The sequence below is a fragment of the Photorhabdus kayaii genome (assembly GCF_025384895.1).
Lineage (GTDB): Bacteria > Pseudomonadota > Gammaproteobacteria > Enterobacterales > Enterobacteriaceae > Photorhabdus > Photorhabdus kayaii.
Genome location: NZ_JAJAFZ010000095.1, coordinates 1 through 11,077, shown reverse-complemented (window position 1 = coordinate 11,077; position 11,077 = coordinate 1). Strand labels below are relative to the sequence as shown.

Genomic DNA, 11,077 nt, shown 5'->3' with positions numbered 1-11,077 from the left:
GAATGCAGCCAACAAAGAGGCAACTTGAAAGATGACGGGTATAAACTGGATTTTCATACTCTTATTTTTGTGAGGAATATACGTATAGGTCAGGAAAGGTATTTTGCATAGAAATTATTTTTTTAGGTGATAATGATGATAAGTAATATAATGTGATGAATTATTATGTGATGTTTTTATGATGTCCAATGTATATCGAAATAATAGAGTGAGAATTATAGTTTTATTTTAATTACAATAAGGAAAGTTTATTATATATTTTTTATCTACGATTTTTTTGAATTAATTAAAGTGAGGGGAAATAAAATGATATTTTAATTAGTGAAGATTAGCTCTTTTTTATTGCTAAAATTGATGTGTTTTATAATCTGTAATTATTTTTTATTCTCGTTTTAATCTTATTGGGATTGGTTTATTACTGTCTGGTATTGGCACCAGACAGTTTTTTATATTAATTCCTATTGCGTGGAGTTATTACCTGTTAAAGTCTTTTACCTAAACTCGAATTATTTGAAAAAAGAAAAAATTAAATTATCGACCTAAATAACTATCCCAATCTTTCCAGACAGGTTGTAACCCGGCTTTAATTAATACGTCTGCAACCTGATAAACAGAACGGTTATCATGCGGCATAAATTGCTCCAATTCTTCGTGGCTATTATCTGCGTAACCACCGGGTTGGGTTTTAGAACCGGCACTAACATTGTTGATTGCCAGTGGTATGACGTGATCGCGGAAGAATGGAGATTCACGAGTAGAAATAGAAAGCTCAACATCTGGCGCAAATAGACGAAAAGCACAAATCAGTTGTACCAGTTCTGTTTCACTCATCAGCGATGCGGGCTCAATACCTCCAGCACAAGGTCGCAAACGTGGGAATGAAATAGAGTAACGGCTTTGCCAATATGTACGTTGCAGAAAGAATAAATGCTCCGCCACCATATAGCAGTCTGTCCGCCAATGACTAGAGAGGCCAATTAGCGCTCCTAAACCGATTTTATCGATTTTAGCATGACCAAGGCGATCGGGTGTTTCTAATCGCCAGTGAAAATCCCGTTTCTTACCCCGTAGATGATGTAGCAGGTAAGTTGGTTCATGATAGGTTTCCTGATAAACCATCACACCGTCTAACCCCAGGGTTTTCAGTTCAGAATACTCTTCCTGTGTCATAGGCTGAACTTCCATCATTATTGAGCTGAAATATTCGCGGATAAGTGGCAGATAGCGGCGGAAATAATCCATACCGACCTTGCCCTGATGTTCTCCGGTGACTAACAACAGATTGTCGAAGCCTAGCGCTTTAATCGCCTGACATTCGGCAATAATTTCATCTTTATTGAGTGTCTTGCGTTTGATGCGGTTACTCATTGAGAACCCGCAATAGGTGCAGTCATTGGCACACAAATTGGAGAGATAAAGCGGTACATAAAAACCAACGGTGTTACCGAAGCGTTGACGAGTCAGTTTTTGTGCCCGTTGTGCCAGTGGTTCGATATAGGATTTCGCTGCCGGAGAGAGCAAGGCCATGAAATCGTCCAGATTTAATTTGTTACTGTTTAATGCCCGTTCAACATCCTGCGCGGTTTTGCTATTAATGCGAAGGGTAATGTCATCCCAGTTCAACTGCTGCCAGCGGTAACTAAAACTACCGCTCATAAGATGATGAATCATCAAAATGCCCCTAGAAAATCGGTCAGTGGACTGGATGCAACAGCATGTTGTTTCGGACTTGCCAGGCCAGCTTGATAGGATAATTCACCCGCTTCAATCGCGATTTTGAAGGCTTGAGCCATTTTTACTGGGTTACGTGCAACGGCAATTGCGGTGTTGACTAATACAGCATCCGCACCCAGTTCAATCGCTTCCAATGCATGGCTTGGTGCGCCGATACCGGCATCAATGACCACCGGCACTTGTGCTTGTTCAATAATAATTTGCAGGAAATCTCGGGTTAGTAGCCCTTGATTAGAGCCGATCGGTGCGCCTAAAGGCATGACCGCCGCGCAACCCACTTCTTCCAGACGCTTACACAAAACGGGATCAGCACTGCAATAGGGCAGAACGACAAACCCATCTTTGACCAACATTTCAGCGCCTTTGAGTGTTTCAATCGGGTCAGGTAACAAGTATTTCACATCAGGATGAATCTCTAGTTTGATCCAGTTTGTCGCCAGTGCTTCACGGGCCAAACGGGCGGCAAATAGGGCCTCTTCTGCGGTTTTGGCTCCAGAAGTATTTGGCAGCAATTTGACGCCAAGTTTTTGCAATGGCGCTAAAATAGCGTCATTACCGCTCTGCAAATCAATGCGTTTCATTGCCATCGTGACAAGCTGGCTGCCGGAAGCCGCTATAGCCTGAGTCATTAAATTGGCATTGGCGAATTTGCCTGTACCGGTAAATAGACGGGAATTAAAAGTCGTATCAGCAATTTTTAGCATATCAACCTCCAGAAATAGCCTGAAACAGAAGGATATTGTCTCCATCATTAATTTGATGCGTATTCCACTCTGAACGCGGAATAATGATTTGATTAATAGCCAGTGCCATTCCCGGTTGTGTTCGTTCAAGTTGTTCTAGCAATTGCTGTATAGCCAGAGGAGCCATAAGCTCCATCGGCTGGTCGTTTACCGTAATTTTCATGCCATATCTCCACAAATCGGGCATTGCTGCGACGGGTTAAGTTGTAGTGTGCTCCAGCTTTGCTGTTTACCATCAAACAGTCGGAGTTTGCCGCTTAACGGAGAGGGAAGCCCAGTTAACATTTTGATGGCTTCCAATGCTTGTAATGTGCCGATGATACCCACTACCGGACCTAATACACCCGCAGTCCGGCAATTTCGTAATGGCTCTTCCTGTTCAGGGTAGAGACAGTTATAGCAGCCATGAAGATAAGGGGGTTCAAATACCATAAGTTGGCCGCTAAAACCGACAGCACTGCCGCTGATTAATGGTTTTCGCGTTGCCACACAAGTGGCATTGATGGCGTGTCGAGTTGTCATGTTGTCACTGCAATCGAGAACCAGATCGACTTGCTTCACGATTGTTGTCAGAGATTCCTGGTTCTGACGTTGATTAAGGATGATTGTTTTTATCAGCGGATTCAATGCATTGAGTTGATTGGCTGCAAGTTCAGCTTTTGCGGCAGGGATCTCTTCGGTGCGGTAAAGTATTTGCCGTTGTAAATTGGAGATGTGCAATTGGTCATCATCAGCGAGATAAATTGTTCCCACACCTGCCCCGGCTAGATAGAGAGAGGCGGGAGCGCCTAACCCTCCCAGTCCGACAATCAGTACGCGGCTGGATTTCAGTTTTTCCTGCCCTTCCGGGCCAATATCTTCGAGTAACAGTTGTCGGCTGTAACGCATAAATTCTTGATCATTCAACATAAGCACCTCTCTATCCCTTTAACTCAATGCCTTCAACCAAATGAAGCAGTTGTGCGGTGGCCTGGCGCCAATCCTTTGCTTTGGTAATTGCACTAACCAGCGCCACACTGCCGACTCTCGTTGCAATGACATCCGGTACGCGTTCAAGAGAGATGCCTCCGATGGCGACAGTGGGATAGTCTGGTGTGTTTTCTACTTGCCGTTTTAGTGCTGCCAGTCCTTGTGGGGAAGATGGCATCGCTTTGGTCGTGGTTGGGAAAATATGGCCGAGAGCGATGTAAGACGGACGCAGAGATTTAGCTCGTGCCAGCTCTTGTTCATCGTGGGTAGAGATTCCTAACCGCAATCCCGCTTTTTGGATGGCGTTCAGATCAGCGATAACTAAATCTTCCTGCCCCAGATGAACACCATAAGCGCCATGCTTTATTGCCAGTCGCCAGTAATCGTTAATAAACAAACGAGCGTTATATTGGCGACCGAGCATAATGGCTTGCTGAATCTCTTCTTCTACCTGATCTTCTGGTCGATCTTTAATTCTCAACTGAATTGTGGTGACGCCTGCTTTTAACAAGCGGGAAATCCACTCTAGCGAATCCACGACGGGATACAGGCCCAATTTGTATTCCGTTGGGGCAAATGGCGCGTTAGGCAGATTGTTCATGAGAGACATCCTCTACGCTGTGATACAACTCGCTGCCTCTAGCGCGGAATGTTTCAGACATCTGTTCCATACCGGCGGCATAATCGCGTACTTCCTGAGAAATCTTCATAGAGCAGAATTTAGGTCCGCACATAGAACAGAAATGCGCAATTTTGCCGGAGGCTTGTGGCAGAGTTTCATCGTGATAGGCGCGAGCAGTATCGGGATCGAGCGCCAGATTAAATTGATCTTCCCAGCGGAATTCAAAACGTGCTTTAGACATGGCGTTATCACGGATTTGTGCGCCGGGATGGCCTTTGGCGAGATCAGCGGCATGAGCAGCAATTTTGTAGGTAATTAGCCCTTGTTTAACATCATCTTTGTTTGGCAAGCCGAGATGCTCTTTCGGCGTTACATAACAGAGCATGGCGCAGCCAAACCAGCCAATCATGGCCGCACCGATACCGGAAGTGAAATGGTCATAACCGGGGGCAATATCTGTTGTCAGTGGACCAAGGGTATAGAAAGGGGCTTCATGACAATGTTCCAACTCTTCCGTCATATTGCGGCGGATCATCTGCATAGGAATATGCCCAGGGCCTTCGATCATCACCTGAACATCATATTCCCAGGCAATTTTGGTCAGTTCGCCTAATGTATGCAGTTCTGCAAACTGCGCTTCATCGTTAGCATCCTGAATAGAACCGGGGCGTAGACCGTCGCCCAATGATAGGGAAACATCATAAGCGGCGCAGATTTCACAAATTTCACGGAAATGTTGGTAAAGGAAGTTTTCTTGATGATGAGACAGACACCATTTCGCCATAATCGAACCACCGCGGGACACAATTCCGGTGAGGCGTTTGGCTGTCATCGGTACATAGCGCAGTAATACACCGGCATGAATGGTGAAGTAATCTACCCCTTGTTCCGCTTGTTCCAGCAAGGTATCACGGAATATTTCCCAGGTGAGATTTTCCGCTACGCCATTGACTTTCTCCAGTGCTTGATAAATAGGGACTGTACCGATAGGAACCGGGCTGTTACGTAAGATCCATTCGCGGGTTTCGTGGATATAACGGCCCGTAGAGAGATCCATTACCGTATCTGCGCCCCAACGAGTAGACCAGATTAACTTTTCTACTTCTTCCTCAATAGAAGAGGTGACTGAAGAGTTACCGATATTGGCATTAACCTTTACCAGAAAATTACGACCAATAATCATCGGCTCTGATTCAGGATGATTAATATTGGCAGGAATAATTGCCCGACCGGCTGCGACTTCCTGACGGACAAATTCTGGTGTGATATTTTCCGGCAACTGAGCGCCAAGACTTTGTCCAGCATGTTGTTGGCGTAATACATCACCGCGGATACGTTCACGTCCCATATTTTCCCGTAGTGCGATAAATTCCATTTCCGGGGTGATGATGCCTTGACGGGCATAGTGCAGTTGAGTAACGCATTTGCCTTTATGGGCTTTTAATGGATGGGGGCGAGTATTGAAACGTAAATGATCGAGACCGGCATCCGCCAGGCGTTGCTGAGTAAAATCGGAGCCGAGGGCGGCAACAGGTTCAGTATCTTGGCGTTCGTCGATCCACGGTTGACGTAGTTGGATTAACCCAACATGTACATCCAGTTTGGAATCAGGATCGCCATAAGCGCCGGAAGTATCATAAACCGGAATGGCTTCGTTTTCCTCATACTGAGGTTCTTCTTTAGTGCCGCCAATTAACGTGGGAGATAATTGAATTTCACGCATTGGAACGTGGATATCGTCACGGGAACCTTGAAGATAAATTCGTCGTGAATTTGGGAATGTCACGCCTTGAATAGAATTAATAAACTCTTGAGCGGCATCGCGTTGCGCTTTACGTGGGCGTGCCGGATTGGGTTTTGGTGAGACATCGGTTGTAGGGATAACAGTATTATGAGACATAGCAAATTCCTAACTGTGTTATTGGGAAAGTTGCTTGTCTGGAGCTCGCAGGCAAATGAGTAAGAGTAATATAATTGATGGCTGGACAGACCTGTAAAAAATTGGGTGGGCTGACAGCGGTTGATTACTCTTGTTCCCTTCGCGGGTATTAACCCGATCAGGTTCCGCGGATCCCGAATTAACGGTCTCAGCCTGTGTATGCTGCGATAAAACAGCTTACGCTAGGCACTCCGACAAGAAAGTAAACAGTAGTATAGAAGGGATTATGAAAACTACAACCCTTACTGATTGAAAGTATTTACAGTGACCAGGTTAATTGTTGTCAGCCATGTTGCTGGTTATTTTGTGATCAATTTCTCATGTTTATTAATTTTTTAGTGAACAAATAGAAAAATTTCTTTATGTTAAATAATGTTTAGCTAAGCATTAATTTTTTAATTATAACTTGTTAAGGAAATAAGATATGAAAAACTTTGACTCTTCTAAAGTAGTTAAAATTAAATCACCATTGTCTGGTTGGGCTGTTAATGACAAAAACGATGATTAATTTATGATCATTCCCCTTCGTATTTTGTACGAAGGGGAATAATATGGAGCTTGAAGATGAATATCGCTACGACATGTTATCCGCATCAACAATTCCGCTCTGATTTCGAATTACAGATCCGTAATTCACTTGAATATTTAATTGAAATAACTGAGTCTGATTTTAAAGTTCCTAATGGATTTTTCATAAAATGGGATTTATGTGCTTCTCATTACTTGGCTATCGATGCAGCCGAAAAGGGTAACAGGGAATTGTGTATTAATTACATTCGGAATGCTATAGCAAAATGTCAGGATTATACGGGAAAGCCAGAGCTATCTATTAAAGCTTTGGATTATTTTATCGAGCCTGTGTTTGATATGAACATGCTTTTCAAAATATTGGAGCAGGATGATAAAGGAGTCAGAGTTGGATACCGATTTGCACATGAAGTAAAAGATGACATAGAGAAGATACAAGAAGCATTGGAATTATTGAAAACCTATGATGAAAATACCTATCTTGAATGTGTATGTTTTATTGATACAATATATCTTACAGGAAAAACAGAAGGGAATTATATCAGGTCAGGCTGCAACTTTAATATGTGGGGGATGATCCTACTTTATAGTGCGGATGAAAATAGTGTACCTTACTATATTGAGCATATCGTTCATGAATGTGCACATCATGCACTAAATATTATTAATGCTCAAGATTATATTGTCTTGAATGATCCTGAAGAACGTTATCAAGCTCCATTTCGTGAAGATGGCAGACCCATGATCGGAATATTTCATGCTTATTTTGTACTTAACCGGATTTGTCAAACTTTATATAAAATGTCTAATATATACTCTGGCATTTATGAAGAAGAAATTAGATCACGATTTAATACTGCATTGAAAAAATTCTTGGATACAAAAGAGATAATAGATAATCATGCAGAATTGACAGACATCGGGCGTGCTATCTCAGATAGTATCGGTGAAGAAATGAATAGGATTATTCCCAGTGAAGTTAAATGATGATTTTTGGAAAATACGATCTTCGGAAGCATTATATATTTTGAGTTCACGAATAATTGTAGCTCTGGTCACTTTAAGTCTTATTAAGAGTAACCAGCTAATATTGTCTTCGTATTTTCTTTTTGTTTATTTTCTTTCAAGAACGATCTCAGGTCTCGCTCTGTCACACCTTTTTGACCAGCTTGATAAGAAAAAAATTCTTGTTGTACTCAATCTTATATTTATTTTTTTAACAATATATTACCTTTATAACATTAGTTACGGTGGGGAAATATATTTTTTCTTCATCATTAGTATTATACTTGGCTTAATTGATGCTCTTTATTCTCCTGTTGTGAATGCTTATATCCCGTTTATTGTCAGTAAACATGAACTTGATGAAGCATATCGTAAGACATTTTTGTTGCAGGCGTCTCTTAATGTGTTTGGTATCGGTTTGGGAATGGCAGGATATGAAGTTATAGGGATAATTAATATGACATGGACGTTATGCGGATTAATTTTCCTATCCGTATGCATTCTATATGGAGTAAAAAATCGGGGGACAGGGATTTTGCAGAAGAAGGAAGATAATCCATCTTCTGCACTTAACAGTATGAGGCTTTTCTTTCGTTATCGTTTTGAGCCATATTGGGCACTTTCATCTCTGTTAGTGAATATGATTCTGGTTCCATTTTCTTCTCTTGTTATTCCATATTTTGTAGAGTCAGTAAAACACTCAAGTGCTATTGTGATCGGAATAATAGAAGCGAGCGCTGCGATTGGTGCAATCTGTGCTTCCGTATTTTTCCAATCCTATTTTGAAAAAATATACGGTAAAGCTCGTACCGTTATTTGCTCGTTTTTCATGATAGGATTATGTCTGGTTGGTTTATCTTTGTTTATCAGTCATATAATCTGGTGCCTTTTGGCTTTTCTGATCGGAGTATCTGTTGTGCTGAATAATGTCAGCATAGAATCTAGTCGTTCCATAGCTATACCGGAAAGACATAGAGTAAAAATACAGACAGTTCATACCGCTTTTATTGGATTGGGGAATCCTTTCGGATTCATTCTTTTTTCTATGATAATAGAAAAATGGAATTATTCTGTTGTACTTCTTATTGGTGGTTTTCTAATATGTGTTGTTTCTCTATTACTGAAATATATTCCTATGTTTGATGATTTGCTTAGTAAAGATAAAGAAGAAATAGATTCTATTTATGATAAAAATTATGGTGATTTATGAGCATATTGACAAAAATTAAAAAATTTTACCAAATTGATAAAGACAAGGTATATGATCGTCATCATTCGTCGCACTTGGTTAATACTGCCAAATTGTTAAATAAATATGGTTGTGAAGAAGTAGTATGTAATGCAGGAATGTTACATTCAATATATACCCATCATCTTTCAAGTTGCCTCTTTGTTGGCTGCACTCACTCACCCCGGTCACATAGTTTGCTATGCTCCCGGGGATTCGCTCCCTTGCCGTCGCGATGCATCTTGAAATCTATAAGGTATATGATGAAAATTCAATATATAATAATTCTGGTGTGAGTTATAAAGATAGGGAACATATACAACAAATTGTTGGAAAGGATGTTGAGCTACTTGTTTATTATTATGGGCGAGTTCATTATGCAAAAAGTTATGATAATATATCAAAGAGTGGTAATGTTGTAACACTAAGAGTTCAGACTGAAGATATTTCTATTCCTGAAGATATATTCTCTAATTTGGTTAACGTTATTGTCGCTGACATACTTGAACAGATAATATGGTGTGTAGAAAAGAAAGGCTTTTTTACATACCAAGATGCAAGGGAACACCTTAAGAAACTATTTCCGATATTATATTATTGTTGCCACGGTATACAAATTGATTTTAATAGGTTTTGGAGTTTATCATGCAGAACATAAATTCTATTCATTCAGAAATGGCTATTTTGCATGATAAATATATTCTTGGTGTGATATCTCCTGATAATTTTTTCTTAACATTCAGCCAACTTGAGAAAAAATTAGCGGATTGTGTCATTCACACTCCAAATTGGGCGGAATTTGCCAAAGATATTTATATACCCTATGGATTTCAAGATGCATCGCGACGGCAAGGGAGCGAATCCCCGGGAGCATAGGTAACTATGTGACTGGGGTGAGCGAGTGCGGCCAACAAAGAGGCAACTTGAAAGATAACGGGTATAGATAATCTACATAGAGCATATGAAGTTAAACACTCGATTAATGATGAGAATAAGGAGGTTTTAAATAAAATTTTTCATCTTATAGATGAAATGATTGGAGCAAGAAATTATTTCGTGCAAAGACTAGGGTATAAAAATTTTGCTTCATATAAATGTAATTATCTTTTCAATAAGGATACTGAGAATATTAAGAACACATTGGAAATTTATTATCATAAAATTATAAATTTACTAAAAAATCTTTGTAATCATTTTGGAATTGATATAAAACAATTCACTGAGCCAGATACATTTCGTATGTATCAGAAAAATCTGATAAATAGGCTATCGTTGCCATGTTTTAATTTTCACTTGCCTGAAATACTTAGATTAATTTTTTCTTACTTAAATAAACATAGCCAGGCTCATTTTAGTATTGAATGTGAGTCAACAAACAGGTATATCATCCGTGTATCAACTCATAATGAGCGTTCATTTTGTTTTGTTATACAAGCATGTCAGATACAAGGTCAGGGCGGGATTCTACTTTGTATAAAAATCAATCGTCACACGGATATTGATAATTTCGCATATTCAATATGCTTTTATTGATAGGTTTTAATATCTCTTTTGTATGTTTATTGAGCTCGCAAAGGGTTATTTTTACTCACAATAACCATATTAAAAATGTGAGATCCGACCCTGGATACAAGGTACAGTGACAGCGATATCTTGTGACAAAATTTTTGATAGCTCTGTATCAGTAACTTATCTAAAATCTGCTTTATTTCATCAGCCATTGGGAATAGCTGAAATAAAAACGGTAATTCATGAAATTGGTCATCTGATTAGTATTGGTATGGCTAGTATTAATGGAGGTCTTTATCACAGTGATTTCCGCTCAACTATTGAAATACCAAGTCAGTTATCCGAACATATTTTTTTTAATGAACTGGTTTGCAATACAGCTATGAATGAATCACAGAAAATGGTTTTTGATAACTTTATTTGTATGGATATTCTTGATGAGATGCGTCAGATAGAATTCGTGTTTATCGATCTTTATCTCCACAGTGGCATAGCTATATTCGACCTCATGCCAGAGAAATTGATAAACGGTTCTCCGTGTTTCTTCAATTATTCCAATATATTAACTAAGCCGGTTTATCTTGAGCACATTATTTCAGGTGGGAGGGAAGGAGCATACAGCTTGTACCCTCTGAACAATATAGTGGCACATTCCTTGTCTGCCACTATATCACCAAACTGTTTTTTGGATTACTTCATGAATGCAGAGATGCTGAATGACACAATACATTCAATAATTGTCTAATTAAAATAATGCGGCGAAACAGCTTACGCTAGGTACTCCGACAAGAAAGTAAACA

12 protein-coding genes and 1 riboswitch are annotated in these 11,077 nt (G+C 40.0%); of the genes, 6 read left to right on the top strand and 6 right to left on the bottom strand.

Features of this window, described 5'->3' with window-relative positions; genetic code table 11:
- Positions 1 to 531: 531 nt before the first annotated feature.
- Genes thiH through thiC form a run of 6 tightly spaced genes read right to left on the bottom strand, consistent with a single transcriptional unit; the run spans position 532 to position 5,968 of the window.
- Positions 532 to 1,656 carry a 2-iminoacetate synthase ThiH gene (gene thiH / locus LGZ98_RS21800; protein WP_113044058.1) on the bottom strand — a complete coding sequence of 375 codons (1,125 nt, stop codon included), beginning with the start codon at positions 1,654 to 1,656 and terminating at the stop codon, positions 532 to 534.
- Between the two features lie 14 nt (positions 1,657 to 1,670).
- The gene (locus LGZ98_RS21795; protein WP_113044041.1) at positions 1,671 to 2,438 is read right to left on the bottom strand and encodes a thiazole synthase; all 768 of its coding nucleotides are present in this window, start codon (positions 2,436 to 2,438) and stop codon (positions 1,671 to 1,673) included.
- Position 2,439: 1 nt separating this feature from the next.
- Positions 2,440 to 2,640: a sulfur carrier protein ThiS gene (gene thiS, locus LGZ98_RS21790; RefSeq protein ID WP_113044042.1), complete on the bottom strand. Its 201-nt coding sequence runs from the start codon at positions 2,638 to 2,640 to the stop codon at positions 2,440 to 2,442.
- A complete protein-coding gene (locus LGZ98_RS21785) occupies positions 2,637 to 3,386 on the bottom strand; it encodes a HesA/MoeB/ThiF family protein (protein WP_228901812.1) in 750 nt (249 codons plus the stop codon). Before LGZ98_RS21785 ends, thiS begins: the two co-directional genes overlap by 4 nt.
- A 10-nt stretch (positions 3,387 to 3,396) precedes the next feature.
- The gene (gene thiE / locus LGZ98_RS21780; RefSeq protein ID WP_387492579.1) at positions 3,397 to 4,047 is read right to left on the bottom strand and encodes a thiamine phosphate synthase; all 651 of its coding nucleotides are present in this window, start codon (positions 4,045 to 4,047) and stop codon (positions 3,397 to 3,399) included.
- The gene (gene thiC / locus LGZ98_RS21775; protein ID WP_113044045.1) at positions 4,031 to 5,968 is read right to left on the bottom strand and encodes a phosphomethylpyrimidine synthase ThiC; all 1,938 of its coding nucleotides are present in this window, start codon (positions 5,966 to 5,968) and stop codon (positions 4,031 to 4,033) included. Before thiC ends, thiE begins: the two co-directional genes overlap by 17 nt.
- 117 nt (positions 5,969 to 6,085) lie before the next feature.
- Positions 6,086 to 6,211: riboswitch (TPP riboswitch) on the bottom strand.
- A 360-nt stretch (positions 6,212 to 6,571) separates the two neighbouring features.
- Here thiC and LGZ98_RS21770 point away from each other — a divergent pair.
- The 6 genes from LGZ98_RS21770 to LGZ98_RS21745 all read left to right on the top strand — a co-directional run bounded on the left by LGZ98_RS21770 (position 6,572) and on the right by LGZ98_RS21745 (position 11,022).
- On the top strand, positions 6,572 to 7,522 hold the full coding sequence (locus LGZ98_RS21770) for an aKG-HExxH-type peptide beta-hydroxylase (RefSeq protein WP_262978576.1): 951 nt from the start codon (positions 6,572 to 6,574) through the stop codon (positions 7,520 to 7,522).
- A complete protein-coding gene (locus tag LGZ98_RS21765; RefSeq protein WP_262978575.1) occupies positions 7,509 to 8,750 on the top strand; it encodes an MFS transporter in 1,242 nt (413 codons plus the stop codon). The genes LGZ98_RS21770 and LGZ98_RS21765 overlap by 14 nt, the downstream gene beginning before the upstream one ends.
- Positions 8,747 to 9,064 (top strand): DUF6817 domain-containing protein, encoded by a 318-nt coding sequence (locus LGZ98_RS24375; protein ID WP_390904720.1) that lies wholly within the window; start codon positions 8,747 to 8,749, stop codon positions 9,062 to 9,064. Before LGZ98_RS21765 ends, LGZ98_RS24375 begins: the two co-directional genes overlap by 4 nt.
- Complete coding sequence (locus tag LGZ98_RS21755; protein ID WP_262978573.1) at positions 9,004 to 9,426, top strand: hypothetical protein; 423 nt, start codon at positions 9,004 to 9,006, stop codon at positions 9,424 to 9,426. The genes LGZ98_RS24375 and LGZ98_RS21755 overlap by 61 nt, the downstream gene beginning before the upstream one ends.
- 109 nt (positions 9,427 to 9,535) lie before the next feature.
- On the top strand, positions 9,536 to 9,715 hold the full coding sequence (locus LGZ98_RS21750; RefSeq protein ID WP_262978572.1) for a hypothetical protein: 180 nt from the start codon (positions 9,536 to 9,538) through the stop codon (positions 9,713 to 9,715).
- Between the two features lie 692 nt (positions 9,716 to 10,407).
- A complete protein-coding gene (locus LGZ98_RS21745; protein ID WP_262978571.1) occupies positions 10,408 to 11,022 on the top strand; it encodes a gluzincin family metallopeptidase in 615 nt (204 codons plus the stop codon).
- Positions 11,023 to 11,077: the final 55 nt, after the last annotated feature.